We start from the raw sequence: 23,418 nt of genomic DNA on the forward strand, positions 1-23,418 counted from the left end.
GCTGAGGAAAAGGAATTTTGCAAAGGTCTCATCTGATGAATACTATATGGTTTAACCGTTGATTCGCCTTTAATTTTCCTGAAACTCATCGCCCGCTTCATTGAACCTATCGGTGCCTTCTAAGATTTTTTGCGGCTTTCACGGCCTGCCTCCCTCAAGCACGGACAACAAACATGAAACAAAAAAGACGGCGCGGCAAGGCCGCCCGTCCGATACGGTTGAGGCCGTCTGAAAACACCAAAACGGTTTTTCAGACGGCCTTTTGATTATACGGCTGCCGCCGTGTCGTGCTCGAAATCCAACACGGCTTCTTCCTTCTCCGCATCCCAATCCAGCCGCACGAAACCGCCGTCCGCCAGCCGTCCGAACAGCAATTCGTCGGCCAGCGCGCGGCGCAGTTTGTCCTGAATCAGGCGGCGCATCGGACGCGCGCCCATTTGCGGGTCGAAGCCTTTTTCGGCCAGATAGGCGCGCAGGGCGGGGGTAAACTCGGCCTCCACCTTTTTCGCCAAAAGCTGCTGTTCTAGTTGCAGCAGGAATTTATCGACGATGCGGGTGATGACTGCGCCATCCAGCGGTGCGAAGGGGATGATTGCGTCCAAGCGGTTGCGGAATTCGGGCGTGAAGGTTTTGTTTACAGCCTGCATCTCGTCGCCGCGCTCGTGCCGTCCTGTAAAGCCGAAGCTCGGGCGACTCAGGCTTTCCGCACCGGCATTGGTGGTCATAATCAGTACCACGTTGCGGAAATCCGCGCTTTTGCCGTTGTTGTCGGTCAGCCTGCCCGCGTCCATGACCTGCAGCAGGATGTTGAAGATGTCGGGGTGGGCTTTTTCGATTTCGTCCAAGAGCAAAACGCAGTGCGGCTGCTTATTGACCGCTTCGGTCAACAGGCCGCCTTGTTCGAAGCCGACGTAGCCCGGCGGTGCGCCGATGAGGCGGGAAACGGCGTGGCGTTCCATGTATTCGGACATGTCGAAGCGTTGCAGCGGCACGCCCAACGAGAAGGCCAGCTGTCGGGCGACTTCGGTTTTACCCACGCCGGTGGGGCCGGAGAACAGGAAGCTGCCTATCGGCCGATCGGGCGAACCCAAGCCCGAACGGGACATTTTTACCGCCGATGCGAGCGCGTCTATGGCGGCATCTTGGCCGAACACCATATTTTTCAGGTCGCGCGCCAGATATTTCAGCACTTGTTTGTCGTCGTGGGAAACGGTTTTTTCCGGGATGCGGGCGACTTTGGCGATAACGGCTTCGATTTGGGCTTTGCCGATGACTTTTTTCTGTTTGGATTTGGGCAGGATTTTCTGCGCTGCGCCCGCTTCGTCCACAATATCTATAGCTTTGTCGGGTAGGAAGCGTTCGTTGATGTAGCGGGCGGAGAGCTCGGCCGCGGCTTCGAGTGCGCCGTTGGTGTAGCGCACGTCGTGGAAGTTTTCAAACACGGGCTTCAGGCCGCGCAGGATTTCGACGGTTTCGGCCACGCTGGGTTCGGTGATGTCGATTTTTTGAAAACGGCGGCTCAGGGCATGGTCTTTGGCGAAGATGGTGCGGTGTTCGTCGTAAGTGGTCGCGCCGATACAGCGCAGCGCACCTTTGGCCAGTGCGGGCTTGAGCAGGTTGGACGTGTCCATCGTGCCGCCGCTGGTGCTGCCCGCGCCGATAATGGTGTGGATTTCGTCGATAAAGAGTATCGCGCCGTCCACTTTTTCCAAGGCTTTGACCACGGCTTTCACGCGCGCTTCAAAATCGCCTCGGTATTTTGTCCCGGCCAGCAGCGCGCCCATATCAAGCAGGAAGACGGTGTGCCCGGCCAGCACTTCGGGTACGTCGCCGCGGACGATTTGGTATGCCAGCCCTTCGGCCAGCGCGGTTTTGCCCACGCCCGCCTCGCCCACCAAAAGCGGATTGTTTTTGCGGCGGCGGCACAATACCTGTACCAGCCTCTCCATTTCGTTTTTGCGGCCGATTAACGGATCGATGCGTCCGGCCTGCGCCTCGGCATTGAGGTTGACAGTGTATTTCGCCAGCGCATCGCCTCCGGCTGCGGCATTTTCTTCTTCTCCGTTTTCAGACGGCCTCTCCGCGCCGTCGTCTCCCGCGTCGCCATGCGCCAGATAACGCAGGATTTCGACGCGGCTGACGGATTGCAGCTGGAGGAAATAAACGGCCGGACAGTCTTTCTCGCTCATCAGCGCCACCAGCACGTCCACCGGCTGCACTTCGCGTTTTTCCACCGACTGGGCATGAACAATCGCCCGCTGCATCACACGTTGGAAACCGAGTGTGGGCTGGGTTTCCACCTTGTCCATCAGATTGGGCGGCAGCGTGGGCGTGTTGTCCTGAATGCTGCTGACCAGCTGGCCGGACAGGACATCCAAGTCCACATGCAGGGCTTCCAGCACCTGCTGCACGTCGTCGGACTGCTCCATCAATGCCAGCAGGAGCTGTTCCAAAGTAATCAGCTCGAAACTGCGGGCGCGGGCATCGGCATAAAGTTCCTGCAAAATCCGTTCCATCGCATCCGAAATCATGAAACCTCCTCCAAAATACATTTCAACGGGAATCCGGCGTCTTCGGCGCGGTGGTGTACCTGCATTTGCTTGGTCTGCGCGATGTCGCGGGTGTAGACGCCGCACAAGCCCTTGCCTTCATGATGCACCAGCAGCATCACCGCCACCGCCCTGTCTTCGGGCAGCCGGAAAACTTCGGTTAAAACCTCCACCACGAAATCCATGGTGGTATAGTCGTCGTTGAGTAGGAAAACGCCGTATTTGCGCGGCGGGCGAAGTTGCAGCGCGCTGCCGCCTTCGGCCTGTTGGTGTTGTGTTCCCATGATGTTCTTTTTTCTGTCGCGATTCGGAAGCCGCCTATATTTTGTCTGCTTAGGCTTTTTTCAATCTTTTCAGACGGTCTCTTCGCCTCATAAATAGGAATGGTTATACTTTATCACAAATCATCAGAGGCCGTCTGAAAACCTTCCAAGCCATCCCGCTCCTTACACCCGCTGTTAATCTGCTAAAATTCCGCTTTTACAACCCATCTCGGCAGCCCGAAAAATTTTCCGGCTGCCGCAAGCCATTGTCCCTACGCCATGACCTACCCTATCCCCAACCCCCGTGAAAAATCCCGTTGGCTCAATCTTTCGCAAGGCTCGCTGCCGCTGGCTTTGGCGCGTTATCTGCCGCATAAGCGGCTCAAAGTCGTGCTGACCCAAGATACGGAACAGGCGTTGCGCCTTCAGACGGCATGGCGGTTTTTCCGTCCGCACGATACGGCGGTGTTCCTACCGGACTGGGAAACGCTGCCTTACGAGCGGTTTTCGCCGCATCAGGATTTGGTGTCGGAGCGGCTCTCGGCGTTGTGGCAAATTAAGAGCGGCGCGGCGGATGTGCTGTTCGTGCCGGTTGCCACGGCGATGCAGAAGCTGCCGCCCGTGCCGTTTCTGGCGGGGCGCACGTTTTGGCTGAAAACGGGGCAGACTTTGGATATAGGCCGTCTGAAAACCGATTTGGTGGATGCAGGTTATAACCATGTTTCCCATGTTGTCGCGGCGGGCGAATTTGCCGTGCGCGGCGGGATTGTCGATTTGTTCCCAATGGGCAGCGAAATGCCGTACCGCATCGATTTATTTGACGATGAAATCGACAGCATCAAAACCTTTGACACCGAGACGCAGCGCACCATCTCGCCCGTTTCCGAAATCCGCCTACTGCCGGCGCACGAATTCCCCACCGACAGCGAAGCGCAAAAAATCTTCCGCAGCCGCTTCCGCGAGGAAGTCGATGGTAATCCAAACGATGCCGCCGTATATAAAGCCGTCAGCAACGGCCACTTCGGCGCGGGCGTGGAATATTATCTGCCGCTGTTTTTTGAAAACGAGTTGGAAACGCTGTTTGACTATATCGGCGAAGACGCGCTGTTTGTCTCTTTAGGCGACGTTCATGCCGAGGCAAACCGCTTTTGGAGCGACATCAAATCGCGTTACGCCATGGCGCAGGGCGATGAAACTTATCCGCCTTTGCTTCCACAGCATTTGTATCTCTCTGCCGATGTGTTCGCAGGCCGTCTGAAAAACTACGGACAAGTGCTGCCCGATGTTTCCGGCAAGGAACACATCCTGCCCGACCTTGCCGTCAACCGCCAATCCGACGAACCGTTGCAGGCATTGAAGGATTTTCAGACGACCTTTGACGGACGGATTTTGCTGTGCGCCGAAAGTTTGGGACGGCGCGAAACCATGCTCGGTTTCTTGCAGCAAAACGGTTTGAAAGCCAAAAGCGTGTCCGACTGGCAGGGCTTTTTGTCGGCGCATGAGCCGCTGATGATTACAGTGGCGCCGTTAGCTTACGGGTTTAAATTAGAAGATCAAAATATCGCGGTCATTACCGAATCCGATCTTTATCAATATGTTGCCCGCTCGCGCAAACATCATCGTAAGAAACACGCCGCTGTTTCAGACGGCCTGTTGCGCGACCTTGCCGAAATCAATATCGGCGATCCTGTTGTACACGAAGAACACGGCATCGGGCGGTATATGGGCTTGGTAACGATGGATTTGGGCGGCGAAACCAACGAAATGATGTTGCTCGAATACGCGGGCGAAGCGCAGCTTTATGTGCCTGTTTCGCAACTGCATTTAATCAGCCGCTACTCCGGCCAGGCGCATGAAAACGTCGCCCTGCACAAGCTCGGCAGCGGCGCGTGGAACAAAGTGAAACGCAAAGCCGCCGAAAAAGCACGCGACACCGCCGCCGAGTTGCTCAATCTCTACGCCCAACGCGCCGCCCAATCGGGACACAAGTTTGAAATCAACGAGTTGGATTATCAGGCGTTTGCTGACGGTTTCGGCTACGAAGAAACCGAAGACCAGGCCGCAGCCATCGCCGCCGTGATTAAAGATTTGACGCAGGCGAAGCCGATGGACCGCCTAGTGTGCGGCGATGTCGGTTTCGGCAAAACCGAAGTCGCCCTGCGCGCCGCGTTTGTGGCAGTGATGGGCGGCAAACAGGTCGCCGTACTCGCCCCGACCACGCTTCTGGTGGAGCAGCACGCGCAAAACTTCGCCGACCGCTTCGCCGATTTCCCCGTAAAAGTCGCCAGCCTTTCGCGTTTCAACAACAGCAAAGCCACCAAAGCCGCGCTGGAAGGCATGGCAGACGGCACGGTCGATATCGTTATCGGCACGCACAAACTGGTGCAGGACGACATCAAATTCAAAAACTTAGGTTTAGTGATTATTGATGAAGAACACCGCTTCGGTGTGCGCCAAAAAGAGCAGCTCAAACGCCTGCGCGCCAATGTCGATATCCTCACCATGACCGCCACACCGATTCCACGCACCCTCAGCATGGCGCTCGAAGGTCTGCGCGACTTCTCGCTGATTACTACCGCGCCCAGCCGCCGCCTCGCCGTCAAAACCTTTGTCAAACCCTTTAGTGAAGGCAGCGTGCGCGAAGCCGTATTGCGCGAACTCAAACGCGGTGGGCAGGTATTTTTCCTGCACAACGAAGTGGATACCATCGAAAACATGCGCGAGCGGCTGGAAACCCTATTACCCGAAGCCCGCATCGGCGTAGCGCACGGACAACTGCGCGAGCGCGAGCTGGAGCAAGTCATGCGCGATTTTTTACAGCAACGATTTAACGTATTGCTCTGTTCCACCATCATCGAAACCGGCATCGACATCCCCAACGCCAACACCATCATCATCAACCGCGCCGACAAATTCGGACTGGCACAATTGCACCAGCTTCGTGGGCGTGTCGGCCGCAGCCACCACCAAGCCTACGCCTACCTGCTCACGCCCGAATACATCACCAAAGACGCAGAAAAACGCCTCGACGCCATCGCGGCGGCAGACGAACTCGGCGCAGGTTTCACCCTCGCCATGCAGGATTTGGAAATCCGCGGCGCAGGCGAAATCCTCGGCGAAGGTCAGTCCGGCGAAATGATACAGGTCGGCTTCACGCTCTACACCGAAATGCTCAAACAAGCCGTGCGCGACCTCAAAAAAGGCCGCCAGCCCGACCTCGACGCACCGTTGGGCATCACCACCGAAATCAAACTGCACAGCCCCGCCCTGCTGCCCGAAAGCTACTGCCCCGACATCCACGAACGGCTCGTCCTCTACAAACGTCTCGCCGTCTGCGAAACCGTGCAGCAAATCAACGCCATACACGAAGAACTGGTCGACCGCTTCGGCCTGCCCGAACAACCCGTCAAAACCCTCATCGAAAGCCACCATCTGCGGCTCGCCGCCAAAGAATTGGGCATAGACGCCATCGACGCCACCGGCGAAGCCGTCACCATTACCTTCAGCAAACACCACCAAATCGACCCGACAGAAATCATCCTGCTGATTCAGACGGATAAAAAATACCGGCTGGCAGGGGCTGATAAGTTAAGATTTACAGCCGAGATGGAAAATATCGAAGTCAGGATTAACACCGTGAAGAATGTGTTGAAGACTTTGAAAGAAAGAGTGATAGCAAAGTAAAGGCTAGTGAAGAAAAGGTCGTCTGAAAATTTTTCAGACGACCTTTTCTTATCCAAAATTTGTAGCATGAAGCTGTCGGATTCGAGAATCCGACCTACATCTGCTGCTCAAATTTTTAAAAATTGAACAAAATCAATTGTTTAACTATATTTATTAGCTTTTCATCATTTAAATTTTCATCAATTATCTGTATTCATTATAGACAATAGAATTATATAGAATGCCATTCTTGTCAAAAACAGGCAGTAATTTAATTAGATACCAGTTTATATCCACTATTTTATTATAAATTTCCTTAATATTGATATTAATGCTGAATAAGAATTCAAAATTAGGAAAAAATAAGACGTTTCCACCGATATTGGTATCAGACCATGTCATTACAAACCCGATAACTTCATCCGAATTACTTTTGATTTTTAAAAAATCAAAAATTTCTTGTTCCGACATAGAGGCCGAATTCCAATCCCAGTCGTCATTACCAAGCAGCAAATAAGTAAATTGTCCATTATCGAGAAAACGCCAACCACCCTCCCATAAATATTTCAGTATTTCATAACGAGAAATTTTTTTGTTATTCATCGATAAATCAATACTTAAACCTATATCTCTCGACATCTCGAATCTCCTGTGGCTTTTAATTTTTAATATTTTTAGAAAGGGTGTAAGCAAGCCGTAGCCTGCATGAAATCTGCAGGCAGAGTGTGTGCGGTACGCACGCGAGCTTGAGTTTAATAAAAAAGGTCGTCTGAAACGATTTTCCGACTTTCAGACGACCTTTTATCAAATGATGCGGAATATCACTTATCTAACCTTCTAACCTCGTACCTACCTCATCAAGTTTTGGGCAGACTACGACTTGTATCGTTTGTTGATTTTTATAATTGCCAAAATTTCCAATAATCCCGTCCTTCAATTTTCCAATAACAAAATTCATCTGGTATTAAATACCCAAAATCCATCGCCTTTGAAAACCAGCCGTCATAAACATAATCTTCATGACATCTGTCCCAATCCATATGTAAGTACACTTCAGTGTCAAAATTGACATAGAATAAAGGCAGCCTCGAGGAAATCTGATTGATTTTTAAGAAATCACTTTGCTGGCCAGAGTCTGAGATAGGATCATTGTACGACAGCTTGTTCTCGACAACGGAATATAACCTTACCGCTTCATCAGAAGTAAACCCCTGAAACATCAGTTCCTTCAATTCATCCTTTTTTAATTCAATGACTGAATCTGATTGAAGATAGCTTTCAAAATTGTCATTAGTTAACTGCCAGATACCATTACTGTAATTTTTATAATCATAATTATATTGTTCTTTAGTTATAATTCCTTCTCTTAGGTAAATATCAAAAGATATTTTTGCGTTTAATTCAAAATTTTCCTTATAATCAATCAAATAATATATCTTTTTCTTATGGACAAAAATAGATATACACTGAATGTACTCAAAGATGTTATCTAATAATTCAGATTTAAATTTCTCAATCTTTTCCATATTTGCCAAATTCCTTAATAACTTTTATCTTCAGCAAGCCGTAGCCTGCATGAAATCTGCAGGCAGGGTGTGCGCGGTACGCACGCACGCGAGCTTGAGTTTAATAAAAAAGGTCATCTGAAACAATTTTCCGACTTTCAGACGGCCTATCCAACCGAAAAACCATGCTATTTCGAATCGCACGGCAATGTAAATCATGAGTCTGACGAATTGCCCGCCCTGCGCGCCCACTGCTCGCGCAACCATCCCGTCTTTCGCGCAGCACTTTGCGCCACAGGCCTGACCAACGGTTGATTACCGTGCGCCATTCGGGTGATGAACACTGAATTTGTTCGGCGTGTTCCAAGCCTGCATGAAGCGTGTCTGACTTTAAATTAGCTTACCTTGCCGTAATCAGTTCAGGCCGTCTGAAAATTTGTTTTCAGACGGCCTGAATGTTACATAGCAGTCGATAGGGCCTGCCGTTCTATGTTTGGCGGTTTCAGACGGCCTTTCGCCTACAAAATATCGCAGGTGCCGTCCACTTCGCAGTTGGCGCGGCGGTAAAGGCGGATAAGGCGTTCGGTGGACGCGTCATGCGGCTGCGGCGGAATTTCGCCCGTCAGTTCTGCCAGAATGGTTTGGGCCAACTGTTTGCCCAGTTCCACGCCCCATTGGTCAAAGCTGTTGATGCCCCACACCACGCCCTGCACGAAAACTTTGTGTTCGTATAAGGCGATCAGGCTGCCCATGTTGCGCGGATCGATTTTGTCGAGCAGCAGGATGTTGGTCGGGCGGTTGCCGCTGAATGTTTTGTGTGGCACGAGTTTTTCGATTTTTTCGCCGTCCATGCCCTGCGCTTGCAATTCCGCGCGTACTTCTCCCGCCGTTTTGCCGCGCATAAAGGCTTCGGCTTGGGCGAAAACGTTGGACAACAGGATTTCGTGATGGCCGGGCAGGTTGCTGCGTTTTTCCAGGCTGGCAATCAGGTCTATGGGGGTAATGTGGGTGCCTTGGTGCAGCAGTTGGAAGAAGGCGTGCTGGCCGTTGATGCCGGTTTCGCCCCAGATGATGGGTCCGGTATCCGTACCGACGGGTGTGCCGTCGCAGGCCGTCTGTTTGCCGTTGCTTTCCATGTCGAGCTGCTGGATGAATCGGGGAAGGTGGTGCAGGTGTTGGTCGTAAGGGGCGATGACGTGGCTTCCGCCGCCGAAATAGTTGATGTACCAAATACCTATCATGCCGAGCAGAACGGGCATGTTTTGTCCGAAGGGGGCGTTGATGAAGTGCTGATCCATCAGGTGCGCGCCTTCGAGCATTGCGATGAAGTTTTCTTCGCCCAGGTAAATCATGATGGGCAGGCCGATAGCCGACCACAGGCTGTAACGGCCGCCCACCCAATCCCAAAACTCAAACATATTGGCCGTGTCTATGCCGAAGGCGGATACGGCTTCTTTGTTGGTGGAAACGGCAACGAAGTGTTTGGCGATATCTTCTTCGCGTCCGGCCCGCAAAAACCAGTCGCGGGCGGTATGGGCGTTGGTCAGGGTTTCCTGAGTGGTGAAGGTTTTGGATGCAATGATGAACAGGGTGGTTTCGGGGCGGACTTGTTCCAAAACGTCGCGCAGTTGCGTGCCGTCCACGTTGGAAACGAAGTGCATGTTCAGACGCGGGTGGCCGTAGGTTTGCAGGGCGGTGCACATCATCAGCGGGCCTTGGTCGGAACCGCCGATGCCGATATTGACGATGTCGGTGATGGCCTGGCCGGTATAGCCCGTCCAATCGCCGTTGCGGACGGCATGGGCAAACTGCCCCATGTGCCGGAGTACGGAATTGACTTTGGGCATGACGTTTTCGCCGTCCACGTAAATCGGCGTGTTGGCGCGGTTGCGCAGGGCGATGTGCAGGGCGGCGCGGTTTTCGGTGTTGTTGATTTTCTCTCCGGCAAACATGGCGCGCATTTTTTCCGGCAAACCGCTTTCGCGTGCCAACTCGAACAGGCCGTTCAAGGTTTGGTCGGTGATGCGGTTTTTGGCGTAGTCGAGTGTCAGGCCGCCGACTTCGAGCCAGTAGCGGCGGGCGCGGTCGGGGTCTCGGGCGAAAAGGTCGCGCATGTGCACGCTTTTCATTTCTTCATAATGCGGCCACAGTTGCCGCCATGCGGGCAGTTCGGACAGGTGTTTCATGATGTTCCTTGAGTGTGGGCGGTTCGGGTGTTTTCAGACGGCCTGCGCCGTTTATTCTTTGGTTTTGGTTTCGACATGCCGCCTGCGCAGGCTGCGTTTGCCTTTTTCCAGTTGCAGGCTGGCGGTTTCGCCCAGCCGCAGTGCGAGGCCGATGGCTAAAATGTCGATGACGGCCAGTTGCAGCAGGCGTGAAACCATGGGGGTGTATTGGCCGCTGTCTTCGTGCGAAAACACGTTTAACACGCAGTCGGCCAGATGCGCCAGCGGCGAGCCCATGCGTGTGATGGCGATGACGGCGGCGCCGTTTTCCTTGGCCGTACTGACCGCGTCGAGCAATTCGATGGACGCGCCGGAATTGGACACCACCACCACCACGTCCTGATCGCTCAGCACGGATGCCGCCATCAGTTGGATGTGCGGGTCAGAATAGGCCACGGTGGACATGCCGAAGCGGAAGAATTTGTGCTGCGCGTCCTGCGCCACGATGCCGGAATTGCCCACGCCGTAAAACTCGATGCGGCGGGCATGGGTCAGCATGGCGATGGCGTTTTCCAGTTCGGCTTCGTGCAGGAAGCGGCGCGCGCCCAGCAAGGCGGCGGCGGTGTTGCCCAACACTTTTGCCATCACACTGCCCATATCGTCGTCGGCATTCAGTTCTTCGTGCACAAACGGCATCCCTTCGCTGCCCAATCCGGCCGACAGGGCGAGTTTGAATTCCGGCAGGCCTTTATAGCCCAGCGTGCGGCAGAAACGGATAACGGTGGGCTGGCTGACGGTGGCGCGTTCGGCAATTTCGGCCACGGCGGCATGGACGAACCATTTCGGCTCGGACAGAGCGCATTCGGCCACTTTGCGTTCCGCACCCGACAAGTCGTTCAAGGCTTGGCTGATTTTATCCAACATATTTTTCTCCTTATTTTGCTTTTTGATTTTCAGACGGCCTCCCGTCATACGGGGAGGCCGTCTGAAAACACAGTTTGCCGTTTCCTTACGACCCGAGTTTGCCCGCCAAAGCCGCCGCCGCGCCGGCAATGCCGGGGAATTCGGCCTGCACGATGTAAACGGGGATTTCGGCCAAATAGGCGGAAAAACGGCCTTTGTCTTCAAACCGGCGGCGGAAGGGCGAGGTTTTGAAATACGGGATGAAACGCGGAACGATGCCGCCGCACAGATACACGCCGCCGCGCGCGCCCAGAGTCAGGGCCAAGTCGGCCGCCGCCGTACCCAGCGCGGCACAGAAAATATCCAGCGCGCGGCCGCACAGCGGCGAATCGCCGCGCAAGGCGGAGGCGGTGATTTCGGCGGCGGTTTGCGGCCTGCCGCCCGTTTCCTGCCTCAGGGCTTCGTGTATCAGTTCCAAACCCATACCGCTGATCAAGCGTTCTGCCGACACATGGCCGAATTTTTTCCGCGCATAACGCCACACTTCGGCTTCTTCCTCATTGCCCGGCGCAAAGCTGACATGGCCGCCCTCCCCCGCCAGCGGGATATAACCACCGCGCCCGTCGGGAATCAGGCCGCTGACACCCAGCCCCGTGCCCGCGCCCAAAACCGCTTTGGGCGCATCTTTTGCCGCCGCGCCGCCGCCGACCTGTATCAGATGGCCGTCGGACAACAGGGTAACGGCCAAAGCCTGCGCGGTAAAGTCGTTCATCAGCAGCAGGGTATCCAGGCCCAAGGCACGGCGGGTGTCGCGGATGGAAAAATTCCAATGATGATTGGTCATCTGCACATGGTCGCCGGTAACGGGGTTGGCAATCGCCACCGCCGCGTGCTTCACCTCGGGTTTGCCGATGCGGACAAGGTACTCCGCCACCGCATCGACGATGCCCACATAATCTTTGCATGCCAGCACTTGCACTTGTTCGAAATGCTGCGGCGCGGTTTCCAGTGCGAAACGCGCGTTCGTGCCGCCGATGTCGGCAATCAGGCGCGGCCAAAGGCCGTCTGAAAAATCAGTCCGCATAATACACTCCGCATTCTCCGGCCATCTGCAGCACTTTGCCGACGGGATAGGTTTCGGGTTCGCCGATTGCGCGTTCGTAAACCGCTTTTTTCTCCGCCCCGCCTATGGCCAGGTAGAGGTGCGGCACGCGGGCGATTTCCGCCGCCGTCAGGCTGATGCGGCCGTGAGGCGCGGTAACAGGCTCGATGTATATCAAAGGCTGCGCGCAGTCGGGCGACATGGCCGCGGCCAACTGCGGCGACTGCGCAAACAGCGAGGCGGTATGGCCGTCCGCACCCATGCCCAACACCAGCACGTCGGGGCGGCAGTAATGCGCGGATGCCGCGCGCACTGTGCGTTCGGGCTGCAAATCGGCCGCATCGTCTTCAATCAGGGGAATCCACCGTGCGGCGGCGGCGCGGTTTTGCAGCAGGTTTTGCCGCACCAGCGCGGTATTGCTGTCGGCATGATCGGTCGGGACGACGCGCTCGTCCGCCAGTGTAACGCCCACCTTACCCCAGTCCAAATCCGATTGCGACAGGGCGTGGAAAAAGGCAACGGGCGAACGTCCGCCCGACACGGCCAATACCGCCTCGCCGCGTTGTCCGAGCGTTCGGCGCAAATCCTGCGCCACCGCTTCCGCCAAGGCCCGGGCGGCCTGCTGCGCGGAAGGGAAGGAATGGAATCGTATGGTCATGGGTGTTCCTTGTGCGACGGCTCAGGCCGTCTGAAAACTGGTTTTCTGCCAAGCAGAAGCATTATGATTAAAACCCCGGATCCAGCCGTGCCTTTCAGACGGCCTGAGGGAAAACAATATATTGCGGCGGCACGCTTTCGGTCAGCCATACGCCGTTGTCGGCCAGATAGAATTTGTGGCCAGCGGCCGTCATGGCGGCGGTGTCGATGCGCAAAACAACGGGTTTGCCGTGGCGCGCGCCGACTTTGACCGCAGTCTCCTCATCGGCAGAAAGGTGGACGTAGTGGCGGCTCGCACCGTGCAGCCCCTGCCCGCGTATGGACGAAAGCGATTTTTCCGCCGTGCCGTGGTACAGCACGGCGGGCGGTTCGGCAGCTTGGTGTTCTATTTGCACCTGTTGCGTGGAATGTCCCTGCGCGGCACGGATGCGGCTGCCGTCTTCGGAAACGGTGAACCGTTTTTTGTCGTTGGTTTCCACAACTTCCATCAGCACTTCGCGCGTGATGCAAAGGCCGGTGCGGTTGTGGAGATTGGCTTTTGCCAACAGGTCGTCTATGTCCGTCCAACCGTTTTTATCGAGTGTCAGGCCGATTTGCTCGGGACGGTGGCGCAAAATCAGGCTGAAGAATTTGCTGACCGATTTACGCTGCTGTTCGTTTAATTCGTTGTTTTTCATTATTTTATTCCATGCACACCGTTTTCAGACGGCCTTAGGCAGCAGCAAGGACGCCACCGCGCCCGCCACCGCCGACAATGGAGGAATGGTTGTTATCACGAGTATGACAGACCACGGCTGATCGACTGCCAACGCCGCCGCATTGACAACGATAATCCACATGATGATTACAATCAGTGCTGCCGCCGCAGCCAATATCACCGATAACAATATCCCAGCCGCAGTGTACCGAAGCTTGAAGAGTTTGGCTGCCGCGGCATACAGCAAGGCGGTCGGCAATGTAAAAGCCATAGACTGCATACACAACTCGAAAGCCATCGACAGCATTTTCATGCCGAAGCCGCTTTTTGCATCCAAATAACCGATAACCAGGCCAAATCCCGCCGCAACCGCGCCAACTATTAACGGCAGCATGACGGCAGGCTTCCAATATGACGAAAATTTGATTTGTTCCATACGGTTCCCTGCATCTGTTTTCAGACGGCCTGATGATTGAAACAGGCCGTCTGAAACTTCAGTCCTGCTCTTCCAGCCACAAATCGCCGTTTTCGGCCAGCATGGCGCGGGCGGCTTCCACCCCGTGGCTGCCGGCGGGATAAAGGTGCGGCGGCACGGGCGATGCCGCCCAATGTTCCAGCACAGGTGTCAGCCATGCCCAGGCGGCTTCGAGTTCGTCGCGGCGGTTGAACAGGTTCAGACGGCCGTCTATCACTTCGCGCAACAGGAGTTCGTAGGCTTCGGCGCGGCGGCCTGCCGCGGCCTGCGCCAAATCCAACACCATTTCGGCGGGTATGGTACGGTCGCTGCCGACAGCCTTGACGGCCAGCCGCACGCGCACGGTTTCCTGCGGCTGCAGGCTGATGACGATGCGGTTCGGCACGGCGGCATAGAGTTTGCCGTCGTCGGGCTGCGGTTTGAAATTCAGCACGATTTCGGCCGTCCTGCCCGCCAGCCGTTTGCCGGTACGCAGGTAAAACGGCACGCCCGCCCAGCGCGGATTGTCGATTTCGGCTTTGATGGCGACATAGGTTTCGGTGCGGCTGCCGGCGGGGACTTTGTGTTCCTGCGCGTAACCGTTCAGGCCGGCCGACGGGGCGTATTGGCCGCGTATGGCCTGCTTGTCGATGTCGTTCAGCGGTTTGAGCGATTGGATGACTTTGAGTTTTTCGTCGCGCACATCGTCGGCCGCCAGTGATTTGGGGCGTTCCATGGCGGTAAAGCACAGCATTTGCACGATGTGGTTCTGCACCATGTCGCGCAACGCGCCGGTGATGTCGTAAAACTCGCCGCGCTCTTCCACGCCCAGCGTTTCGGCAATGGTAATCTGCACGGATTGGATGTAATCCTTATTCCACAAGGGTTCGAACAGGCTGTTGCCGAAGCGCAGCGGCAAAAGGTTTTGCAGGCCTTCTTTGCCTAAGTAGTGGTCGATGCGGTAGATTTGGTTTTCTTGGAAATAGGCCGCCACGTCTTCGTTGATTTTGCGGTAGGAAGCCAAATCCGTGCCGAGCGGTTTTTCCAGCACGATGCGGACTTTGGGCGCGTTCAGGCCTGCGGCGGCCAGTTTTTCGCAGGCGGGGGCGAAAAATTTGGGTGCGGTGGAAAGGTAGACGACCACGGAGTCGGTGTCGGGGCGTTGGTTCACTTTGTCGGCCAGCGCGGAAAAATCGACCGCTTCGCCTACGTCCAGCGACAGGTAGTCTATGCGTTGCTCAAACTGCGCCCATGCCGCATCTTCGATGTTTTTGATGTGGATTTTGCTGTCGCGCCCCACTTTGGCCAAAAATTCTTCGCGGCTGAATTTGCTGCGGCTCACGCCCAAGATGCGCCCCTGCGGATGCAGCAGTCCGGCCGCATGCGCCTGATACAGGGCGGGCAGCAGTTTGCGCATGGCCAAATCGCCGGTTGCGCCGAATAAGACCAAATCGAAATTTGTCTGCGGTTTCATTTTTTTCCTTATATTGATGCGGAAAAGGCCGTCTGAAAACGTGCCGCACGGTAAAAACGTAGCAATGCTACACGCGGCTACATGATTTGTCTACGACCCGCCGTACAACGGATAATTTGTTGCGGCACAACACGCGCGGCACAGTCGGCAGTATAATATGTTGCAAAACTACACAACAAGGCCGAACACCATGACCGCTATCCACCCGCAACTTGCCGCCGTTACCGAGCGCATCATCGAACGCAGCCGCGCCACCCGCGCCGCCTACCTGCAACGCATCAAAGCCTACGAACGGCAGGGGCGCGTGGAGCGCGACCGTTTGGGCTGCTCCAATCTGGCGCACGGCTATGCGTCGATGCCCAAAACCGTCAAAATCCAAATGCAGCAGCCAACCGTGCCGAATTTGGGCATCATCACGGCCTACAACGACATGGTTTCCGCCCACCAGCCGTTCAAAGATTTCCCCGACCTGATTAAGGACGAAGCGCAAAAACACGGCGCGACAGCACAAGTGGCCGGCGGCACGCCCGCGATGTGCGACGGCATCACCCAAGGCTACGAAGGCATGGAACTTTCACTGTTTTCGCGCGACGTGATTGCGATGAGTACCGCCATCGGCCTGTCGCACCAAATGTTTGACGGCGCGCTGCTGATGGGCGTGTGCGACAAAATCGTCCCCGGCCTGATGATAGGCGCGTTGAGCTGCGGCCACATCCCCGCAATCTTCGTGCCCGCGGGCCCGATGACCAGCGGCATCGGTAACAAGGAAAAAGCCCGCACCCGCCAGCGTTTCGCCGAAGGCAAAGTCGGCCGCGACGCGCTGCTTGAAAGCGAAATGGGTTCGTACCACAGCCCCGGTACCTGCACGTTTTACGGCACGGCCAATTCCAATCAGATGATGATGGAGATGATGGGCGTACACCTGCCCGCCGCCGCCTTTTTCAACCCGCACACGCCGATGCGCGAAGCCCTGACCCGCGCCGCGGCCGCACGCCTTTCAGACGGCATCAAAAACCGCAGCATCAAGCCCATAGGCGAAATGCTGTCCGAAAAATCGTTTGTCAACGCAATCATCGGCCTGATGGCCACGGGCGGTTCGACCAACCACACCATGCATTTGGTGGCCATGGCGCGCGCGGCGGGCATCATCCTCAACTGGGACGACTTCGACGACATCTCCGCCATCGTCCCGCTGCTCATCCGCGTTTACCCCAACGGCCAGGCGGACGTGAACCATTTTGCCGCGGCGGGCGGGCTGCCCTTCGTCATCCGCGAACTGCTGGACGCGGGTTTGCTGCACGACGACGTGGACACGGTGGTCGGCTGCGGCATGAGGGCTTACACACAAGAGCCGTTTTTAATCGAAGGCCGTCTGAAATGGCAGGACGCGGTAGCCGAAAGCCGCGATACCGAAGTCCTGCGCCCCGTATCCGCGCCCTTCTCGCCCGACGGCGGCCTGCGCGTAATGAAAGGCAACATCGGGCGCGGCGTGATAAAAGTCTCCGCCGTGAAAGACCATTGCCGCATCATCGAAGCCCCCGCCATCGTGTTCGACGACCAAAAAGAAGTGCTGGCCGCCTTCGAACGCGGCGAACTGGAACGCGATTTCGTCTGCGTCGTCCGTTTCCAAGGCCCGCGCGCCAACGGCATGCCCGAACTGCACAAACTCACGCCGCCCCTGGCCATCCTGCAAGACAGGGGCTTCCAAGTCGCGCTGGTAACCGACGGGCGCATGTCGGGCGCGTCGGGCAAAGTCCCCGCCGCCATCCACATGTCGCCCGAAACCCTGCTCGGCGGCGGCATAGGCAAAATCCGCACCGGCGACATCATCCGTTTCAACTCCCACACCGGCGAACTGACCGCGCTGGTGGACGAAGCCGAATGGAACGGGCGCGAAACCGCCACCGCCGATTTGAGCGGCAACCGGCACGGCATCGGCCGCGAACTTTTCGCCGGTTTCCGCAGCATCACCGGCAGCGCGGAAACGGGCGCGATGAGCTTGGGCGGGGATTTCGGCTAAACGTTTCACCCGCCCCGTGTAAAAACCTTGTAATACAAACGCAGGCGGCAAAACACATCCGCCGCCCGCACCAACCGATAAGGAAAACGAAATGACACCGCGCGAAATCCTGACCGCCGGCACCGTCGTCCCCGTCATCGCCATCAACGACCCGCAAACCGCGGTCGGACTGGCTCAGGCACTGCTGGACGGCGGCATCCGCGTACTCGAAATCACCCTGCGCACGCCCGCCGCCGTCGAAGCCATCCGCCGCATCAAGCGCGAAGTACCGGCCGCCATCATCGGCGCGGGCACCGTCATCAACGCCGCCCAACTCAAAGCCGTAACCGAAGCAGGCGCGATGTTCGCCATCAGCCCCGGCATCAATACGCCCTTCGCCCAAGCGGCGGCGGCGGCCGACATCCCCGTCATCCCCGGCGTTTCCGGCGCGGGCGAACTCATGCTGGCACTCGAATACGGCTTCGACACCGTCAAACTCTTTCCGGCCGAAGCCGTCGGCGGCATCAAAATGCTCAAAGCCCTGCACGGCCCCTTCCCACAAGTGCGCTTCTGCCCCACCGGCGGCATCGGCCCTGCCGCCGCGCCCGACTATCTGGCGCAGCCGAACGTGCTCTGCGTCGGCGGTTCGTGGCTCACCCCCGCGCAACTGGTCGCCGAAAAAAACTGGCGCGCCATTACCGAACTGGCCGAACAGTCCGTCCGACTGAAACCCGCACCCCACCGATAAGGAGAAAACCATGAACCGCCTGCTCTTCCTGCTGCCGGCCGCCGCACTCGCCGCCTGCCAAAGCCCCGCACCGGCCACGGGCGAAAAGCCGTCTGAAACAACCGGCAACCTGATTATCGGCTATGACCCAGCCGTGGGCATCGAACCGCTGCTGGCCGCCGCATCCGACTACCGCGCCGAAATCCTGTACCGCTACACAATCATCAACGCCGTCGCCGTCAAACCGCCGGCAAACACCGACCCGCAACAGGCCGTACGCCATTTCAAAACGGTACGCGGCGTATTGTCGGTGGAACCCAACCGCGTCATGCAGCTGCACCCGCAGCAATAAAACAGGCCGTCTGAAAACCCGTTCGGATTGTTCAGACGGCCTCTTTAATGGTTAACAAACCATTTTTGGCAGCGGTTTACTCCGTGGCTTCGGGAGCGGGCGCGCTGCGGACGTTTTGGCTTTTTTCCTTATGTTTGATCAAAGCGCGGTCCAACTTGTCCATCAAAATATCGATGGCGGCATACATATCCGGCTCGATGGTTTCAACGTGCAGGTCTTTGCCGGACAAATGGGCATCCACCTCGGCTTTGTGCTCCAATTTGTCTACCGAAAGGGTTACGGTTACGGAAATCAGGTTGCCCGCATGGCGGTTGATGCGCTCCAGCTTGCCGGCAACATACTGTTTGATGGCTTCGGTTACATCGAAATTCAAACCGGTGATTTTCAAGTTCATAGTCCTACTCCTTACGGTGGGTTGGCAAGGCCGTCTGAAAACTCGTTCGGATTGTTCAGACGGCATGAAAACTAGATCCTGCGTTGGTGTGCCGGCGCGATGTTGAGGCTTTCGCGGTATTTCGCTACGGTGCGGCGGGCGATGTCTATGCCCTGCCGTTTCAACAGCTGCGCCAGTGCTTCATCGGAATGCGGTTTGTGTTTGTCTTCGTTTTCTATCAGTTGGGCCAGCATGGCTTTGACCGCGCTTTGACTCGTCCCCTCCTGACCGTTTTCGGCATTGACTGCCTGGCTGAAGAAGTAGCGTAGCGCAAACAGTCCGCGCGGGCAAGACAAATATTTGTTGTTGGCGGCGCGGGAAACGGTACTTTCGGCCAGCCCCAATTCGGCGGCGGCATCCTTCATCAGCATGGGCACCAAGCCGATTTCGCCGAAGATGAAAAAGTCTTCCTGCCGCGCGACGATGTATTCGGCCAGGCGAATGACGGTGTTTTTCCGCAGCTCGAGGCTGTCGATTTTCTGCCGCGCCTCCTGTATTTTTTCGCGCCAAACTTCGTCTATGCCTTCGTCTTTCAATGCGTCGGCCAATTCTTCGTTCATTGCCAGCTGCGGCCAGGCCTGTTCGTTGCCCGCCACTTCCCACCGCCCGTCTTCGCCCTCGCGCACCCAAACATCGGGCTGGATGAAGGCCGTCGGTTCGGCCGAGGCGAAACCGTAGGCGGGATAAGGGTTCAGCCCGGCAATCAGTTCGAGTGCGGATTCGATGATTTCGGCGGTGTAATCCGGCAGGGCTTTTTTGAATTTTTCCAATTTTTGCGTTTTGCTGCGGTTGAGGTCGTCGAGGAAACGGCTGACGATTTGTCCCGCGCACTGCCGCGAGGGGCTGGCGGGCAGGCGTTGCAGTTGCAGCATCAGGGATTCGCGCAAATCGGCCGCACCCACGCCGGGAGGGTCAAAGTTTTGCAGCCGGTCGAGCGCGTCCTGCATATCGTCTTCGTCCAACATCCATTCCAGCGGGGTGTTGTCGATGATTTCTTCGAGGCTGTCGGTCAGGTAGCCTTGTTCGTCCAGCGAGTCGATAAGTATGTGTACGCGGGCGGCTTCTTGTTCGCTCAACGGGTGTTCGCACACTTGGTTGTGCAGGTAGCGTTTGAAATCTTCTTCGTCGGCGATGGTCGCCCAAACGTCTTCGGCATCTTCGCCGCCGATTTGGTTGCGGCTGGAAACGGCGGCCGACAGGCGGGTCGGTTCGAAACGGCCTTCTTCCGCCGGTTCGCGCCGCTCCAACAGCGGATTGTCCTGAAGCCAGTCGCCCACTTCGCGCTCCAGCTCGAGGCCGGACATCTGCAAGACGCGCAGCGATTGTTGCAAGCCCTGGTTGAGCTGTTGGGTTTGCCTGAGTTTTAATCCGAGTAATGTCATGTTGTTTTTGTGTATTTGCTTTTATGTTATCGGTCAGGCCGTCTGAAAATGATTGTTCGCGCCCTCACGCATCTTTTCAGACGGCTTGTCAGTAATTGAAGTTTTCGCCAAGATAAACGGCACGGACCTGTTCGTTGTTTACCAAGTCTTCGGGTTTGCCCGAAGCCAGCACCGCGCCGTCGCTGATGATGTATGCCCGGTCGCAGATGCTGAGGGTTTCGCGCACGTTATGGTCGGTAATCAGTACGCCGATGCCGCGCGATTTGAGGAAGCCGATGATTTTCTGGATGTCGATGACGGCAATCGGGTCTACGCCCGCAAACGGTTCGTCCAACAGGATGAAGCGGGGCTGCATGGCCAGCACGCGGGCGATTTCCACCCGCCGCCGTTCGCCGCCGGACAGCGACGGCGCGGGGTTGTCCCGCAGGCGTTCGATGTTGAGGTCGGCTAACAGGCGTTCCAGTTCGCCGTCGATGCGTTTTTTGTCTTTGATGCTGATTTCGAGGATGGCGCGGATGTTCTGCTCCACCGTCATTTTGCGGAAAATCGACGCTTCCTGCGGCAGGTAGCCCAAGCCCAGCCGGGCGCGTTCGTGTATCGGCATATGGCGCAGCTCCTGCCCGTCGAGCATAATGCTGCCGTTGTCGGCGGCAATCAGGCCGACTATCATGTAAAAGCTGGTGGTTTTGCCCGCCCCGTTGGGACCGAGCAGGCCGACGACCTCGCCGCTTTCGATGTCGAGCGAAAAATCTTTCACCACTTGGCGTTTTTTGAAGGTTTTTTGCAGGTTGCGCGCGACAAGGCGGCTGGTCTTTTCCGGAATCATGCTTGTTTTTTGAGAATATGACACAGGGTCATTGTACTTTGTTTTCAGGCCGTCTGAAACCGCAAAACCGCACGCGGCGGCTGCGGATTACGGGCTGCCGGACGAAAGGATTGGTTTATGGACATCAACCGGCGCGGTTTTCTGTTTTTGGCCGCAGGCGGCCTGCTGCTGCTCAACGGCTGCGGCAGGAAATCCGCCCGTTCCGCCCTGCCGCGCGGCAGCCGCGTTTTGGCTTTGGGCGATTCGCTGACGGCGGGTTTCGGCGCGTCTGCCGGCGGGGATTATCCGCGCCGTTTGGCCGACATTACCGGCTGGCAGGTGATTAACGGCGGCGTGTCGGGCGACACGTCCGCCCAAGCCCTTGCCCGCCTGCCCGGGCTGCTGCAGCCGAAACCCGGCCTTGCGCTGGTGTGCATCGGCGGCAACGATTTCCTGCGCCGCATCGGCGAGGACGAAACCCGCGCCAACATCGGCCGTATCCTGCAAATCCTTCAGACGGCCTCCGTACCCGCCGTTTTGGTGGCGGAGCCGCATTTCACCATCGGCGCGTTGGTCGGCAGTTTGAGCGACCATCCGCTGTACGGCGATTTGGCGGAAACCTACCGTGTGCCGCTGCTGGACGGCGCGTGGTCGGAAATCCTCGGGCGGAGTGAGCTGCGTTCCGACCAAATCCACGCCAACGACGAAGGCTACCGCCTGTTTGCCGAAAAAGCGGCCGATTTTTTGCGCCGACAGGGATTCTTCCGACCGTAAGCCGCTATATTCCAATCTATAGTGAATTAAAATGAAAAATTTCCGCCATCGCCATTCCCGCCTGCGCGGGAATCCAACCGTCCGTCCAACAGCCCCTTTCCAATAAATTCCTGAAAACCAAAACCCTGGATTCCCGCCTGCGCGGGAGTGGCGATATGGCATCCTTCTTTGGATTTACCATATCTTGATAGCGGATTAAATGTAAACCGGTACAACATCGCTCCGCCTTGTCCCGATTTAGATTTAATCCGCTGTCAAACGGCAAAAGGCCGTCTGAAAACCTTTAAAACGGGTTTTTCAGACGACCTTTCCCATCAGATATTTCTAGTGGATATTTCTAGCGGTGCGACGCCATATTGTCGCGGTGGATGAGTTCGTCTTCATGGGCGTAGCCTAATTTTTCGGCGATGCGCTCGGACGGAGTTTGCAGGATTTTGGCGGTTTCGCCGCTGCTGTAATTGGTGAGGCCGCGGGCGATTTCTTTGCCGTCGGTATCGAGGATGGCGACGAGTTCGCCGCGGTGGAAATGTCCGTCCGCGCGGATGCAGCCGACGGGCAGCAGGCTGGCGTGCTGTTCGGTCAGGGCTTTTACCGCGCCGCTGTCGACGGTCAGGCTGCCTGCGGTTTGGACGTGTCCGAGCAGCCATTGCTTGCGGGCGGCGACGCGGCTGTGCGCGCTGGTAAAGAGCGTGCCTATGCTTTCGCCTTGTTTGAGGCGGACGAGGACGTCGGGTTCGCCGCCCCATGCAACGACGGTGGCGGCTCCGCTGAGTGCGGCGCGTTTGGCGGCGGTCACTTTGGTGTACATGCCGCCGGTGCCGACGCTGCTGCCCGCGCCGCCCGCCATGCTTTCGAGGTCGGGATGGTCGGCTGCGATGGTCGGAATCAGTTTGGCTTGCGGATTTTTGCGCGGGTCGCTGTTGTACAGGCCTTTTTGGTCGGTCAGGAGAACGAGGGCGTCGGCTTCGATGAGGTTGGTCACGAGTGCGCCGAGGGTGTCGTTGTCGCCGAGTTTGATTTCGTCGGTGGTAACGGTGTCGTTTTCGTTGATAACGGGGACGATGCCTTTGGACATCAGGGTTTGCAGGGTGCTGCGGGCGTTGAGGTAGCGGGTGCGGTTGCTCAGGTCGTCGTGGGTGAGCAGGATTTGGGCGGTGCGGATGCCGTGCGGTGCGAACGCGTTTTCGTAGGCTTGGGCGATGCCGGTTTGCCCGACGGCGGCGGCGGCTTGCAGCTCGTTGATGGCGGTGGGGCGTTTGCTCCAGCCCAGCCGTTTGATGCCTTCGGCGATGGCGCCGCTGGAAACGAGGACGGTTTGCACGCCTTGTTTGCCCAATTCGGCGATTTGCGCCGCCCAGCGGTCGAGTGCGGCTTGGTCTATGCCTTTGCCGCCGGCGGTAACGAGGCTGGAGCCGACTTTGACGACGAGGAGTCCGACTTGGGACAGGTTGTTGATGCTCATGGTTTCTCCTTTTATATCAATTTATAGTGGATTAAATTTAAACCAGTACGGC

At 56.7% G+C, this 23,418-nt stretch carries 22 protein-coding genes; 6 read left to right on the top strand and 16 right to left on the bottom strand.

Annotated features, from left to right (window positions below):
- Positions 1–266: 266 nt before the first annotated feature.
- Together clpA and clpS are read right to left on the bottom strand one after the other, a co-directional pair.
- A complete protein-coding gene (gene clpA / locus HMPREF3107_RS07495) occupies positions 267–2,531 on the bottom strand; it encodes an ATP-dependent Clp protease ATP-binding subunit ClpA (protein ID WP_070454732.1) in 2,265 nt (754 codons plus the stop codon).
- The gene (gene clpS, locus HMPREF3107_RS07500) at positions 2,528–2,833 is read right to left on the bottom strand and encodes an ATP-dependent Clp protease adapter ClpS (RefSeq protein WP_003770903.1); all 306 of its coding nucleotides are present in this window, start codon (positions 2,831–2,833) and stop codon (positions 2,528–2,530) included. Before clpS ends, clpA begins: the two co-directional genes overlap by 4 nt.
- Positions 2,834–3,091: 258 nt before the next feature.
- Here clpS and mfd point away from each other — a divergent pair, with 258 nt between their 5' ends.
- Positions 3,092–6,496, top strand: a complete 3,405-nt coding sequence (gene mfd / locus HMPREF3107_RS07505) for a transcription-repair coupling factor (RefSeq protein WP_070454734.1) — start codon at positions 3,092–3,094, stop codon at positions 6,494–6,496.
- Positions 6,497–6,679: 183 nt separating this feature from the next.
- On the opposite strand, the gene HMPREF3107_RS07510 is transcribed toward mfd, so the two are convergent.
- On the bottom strand, positions 6,680–7,114 hold the full coding sequence (locus HMPREF3107_RS07510) for a hypothetical protein (RefSeq protein WP_246828613.1): 435 nt from the start codon (positions 7,112–7,114) through the stop codon (positions 6,680–6,682).
- A 260-nt stretch (positions 7,115–7,374) separates the two neighbouring features.
- Positions 7,375–8,001, bottom strand: a complete 627-nt coding sequence (locus HMPREF3107_RS07515) for a hypothetical protein (RefSeq protein WP_070454736.1) — start codon at positions 7,999–8,001, stop codon at positions 7,375–7,377.
- 69 nt (positions 8,002–8,070) lie between these two features.
- Here HMPREF3107_RS07515 and HMPREF3107_RS11900 point away from each other — a divergent pair, with 69 nt between their 5' ends.
- Positions 8,071–8,295: a hypothetical protein gene (locus HMPREF3107_RS11900; protein ID WP_141742855.1), complete on the top strand. Its 225-nt coding sequence runs from the start codon at positions 8,071–8,073 to the stop codon at positions 8,293–8,295.
- A gap of 203 nt (positions 8,296–8,498) precedes the next feature.
- On the opposite strand, the gene pgi is transcribed toward HMPREF3107_RS11900, so the two are convergent.
- From pgi to zwf, 7 genes are all read right to left on the bottom strand, one after another.
- The gene (pgi, locus tag HMPREF3107_RS07525) at positions 8,499–10,166 is read right to left on the bottom strand and encodes a glucose-6-phosphate isomerase (protein ID WP_070454740.1); all 1,668 of its coding nucleotides are present in this window, start codon (positions 10,164–10,166) and stop codon (positions 8,499–8,501) included.
- Between the two features lie 51 nt (positions 10,167–10,217).
- On the bottom strand, positions 10,218–11,069 hold the full coding sequence (locus HMPREF3107_RS07530; RefSeq protein ID WP_070454776.1) for an SIS domain-containing protein: 852 nt from the start codon (positions 11,067–11,069) through the stop codon (positions 10,218–10,220).
- Between the two features lie 85 nt (positions 11,070–11,154).
- Positions 11,155–12,132 carry a glucokinase gene (locus tag HMPREF3107_RS07535; RefSeq protein ID WP_210391412.1) on the bottom strand — a complete coding sequence of 326 codons (978 nt, stop codon included), beginning with the start codon at positions 12,130–12,132 and terminating at the stop codon, positions 11,155–11,157.
- Entirely contained in the window at positions 12,122–12,808 is a 687-nt protein-coding gene (pgl, locus tag HMPREF3107_RS07540; RefSeq protein ID WP_070454742.1) for a 6-phosphogluconolactonase, read from the bottom strand. The genes HMPREF3107_RS07535 and pgl overlap by 11 nt, the downstream gene beginning before the upstream one ends.
- Before the next feature lie 94 nt (positions 12,809–12,902).
- A complete protein-coding gene (locus HMPREF3107_RS07545) occupies positions 12,903–13,484 on the bottom strand; it encodes an RNA 2'-phosphotransferase (RefSeq protein WP_070454745.1) in 582 nt (193 codons plus the stop codon).
- Between the two features lie 24 nt (positions 13,485–13,508).
- Complete coding sequence (locus tag HMPREF3107_RS07550) at positions 13,509–13,940, bottom strand: hypothetical protein (protein WP_070454747.1); 432 nt, start codon at positions 13,938–13,940, stop codon at positions 13,509–13,511.
- A 58-nt stretch (positions 13,941–13,998) separates the two neighbouring features.
- A complete protein-coding gene (gene zwf / locus HMPREF3107_RS07555) occupies positions 13,999–15,432 on the bottom strand; it encodes a glucose-6-phosphate dehydrogenase (RefSeq protein ID WP_070454749.1) in 1,434 nt (477 codons plus the stop codon).
- A gap of 190 nt (positions 15,433–15,622) precedes the next feature.
- Here zwf and edd point away from each other — a divergent pair, with 190 nt between their 5' ends.
- From edd to HMPREF3107_RS07570, 3 genes are all read left to right on the top strand, one after another.
- Entirely contained in the window at positions 15,623–17,452 is a 1,830-nt protein-coding gene (edd, locus tag HMPREF3107_RS07560) for a phosphogluconate dehydratase (RefSeq protein ID WP_070454751.1), read from the top strand.
- Positions 17,453–17,543: 91 nt separating this feature from the next.
- Complete coding sequence (locus tag HMPREF3107_RS07565; protein ID WP_070454753.1) at positions 17,544–18,179, top strand: bifunctional 4-hydroxy-2-oxoglutarate aldolase/2-dehydro-3-deoxy-phosphogluconate aldolase; 636 nt, start codon at positions 17,544–17,546, stop codon at positions 18,177–18,179.
- Positions 18,180–18,189: 10 nt separating this feature from the next.
- Positions 18,190–18,510 carry a S8 family serine peptidase gene (locus HMPREF3107_RS07570; RefSeq protein ID WP_070454755.1) on the top strand — a complete coding sequence of 107 codons (321 nt, stop codon included), beginning with the start codon at positions 18,190–18,192 and terminating at the stop codon, positions 18,508–18,510.
- Between the two features lie 76 nt (positions 18,511–18,586).
- Here HMPREF3107_RS07570 and hpf read toward each other — a convergent pair whose 3' ends face one another.
- The 3 genes from hpf to lptB form a co-directional block, all read right to left on the bottom strand.
- The gene (hpf, locus tag HMPREF3107_RS07575; protein ID WP_070454756.1) at positions 18,587–18,904 is read right to left on the bottom strand and encodes a ribosome hibernation-promoting factor, HPF/YfiA family; all 318 of its coding nucleotides are present in this window, start codon (positions 18,902–18,904) and stop codon (positions 18,587–18,589) included.
- A 71-nt stretch (positions 18,905–18,975) separates the two neighbouring features.
- Complete coding sequence (rpoN, locus tag HMPREF3107_RS07580) at positions 18,976–20,325, bottom strand: RNA polymerase factor sigma-54 (RefSeq protein ID WP_070454758.1); 1,350 nt, start codon at positions 20,323–20,325, stop codon at positions 18,976–18,978.
- A gap of 88 nt (positions 20,326–20,413) precedes the next feature.
- Positions 20,414–21,151, bottom strand: coding sequence for an LPS export ABC transporter ATP-binding protein (lptB, locus tag HMPREF3107_RS07585; RefSeq protein WP_070454760.1), 738 nt, complete (start codon positions 21,149–21,151; stop codon positions 20,414–20,416).
- A 117-nt stretch (positions 21,152–21,268) separates the two neighbouring features.
- Between lptB and HMPREF3107_RS07590 the strand changes: the two genes are divergently transcribed.
- Positions 21,269–21,904, top strand: a complete 636-nt coding sequence (locus tag HMPREF3107_RS07590; RefSeq protein ID WP_070454761.1) for a GDSL-type esterase/lipase family protein — start codon at positions 21,269–21,271, stop codon at positions 21,902–21,904.
- 26 nt (positions 21,905–21,930) lie between these two features.
- Here HMPREF3107_RS07590 and HMPREF3107_RS07595 read toward each other — a convergent pair whose 3' ends face one another.
- On the bottom strand, positions 21,931–22,122 hold the full coding sequence (locus HMPREF3107_RS07595) for a hypothetical protein (RefSeq protein ID WP_070454762.1): 192 nt from the start codon (positions 22,120–22,122) through the stop codon (positions 21,931–21,933).
- A gap of 119 nt (positions 22,123–22,241) precedes the next feature.
- Entirely contained in the window at positions 22,242–23,366 is a 1,125-nt protein-coding gene (gene proB, locus HMPREF3107_RS07600) for a glutamate 5-kinase (RefSeq protein WP_070454763.1), read from the bottom strand.
- Positions 23,367–23,418: the final 52 nt, after the last annotated feature.

Origin of the sequence: Neisseria sp. HMSC31F04 (assembly GCF_001807735.1) — a bacterium.
Taxonomy (GTDB): domain Bacteria; phylum Pseudomonadota; class Gammaproteobacteria; order Burkholderiales; family Neisseriaceae; genus Neisseria; species Neisseria elongata.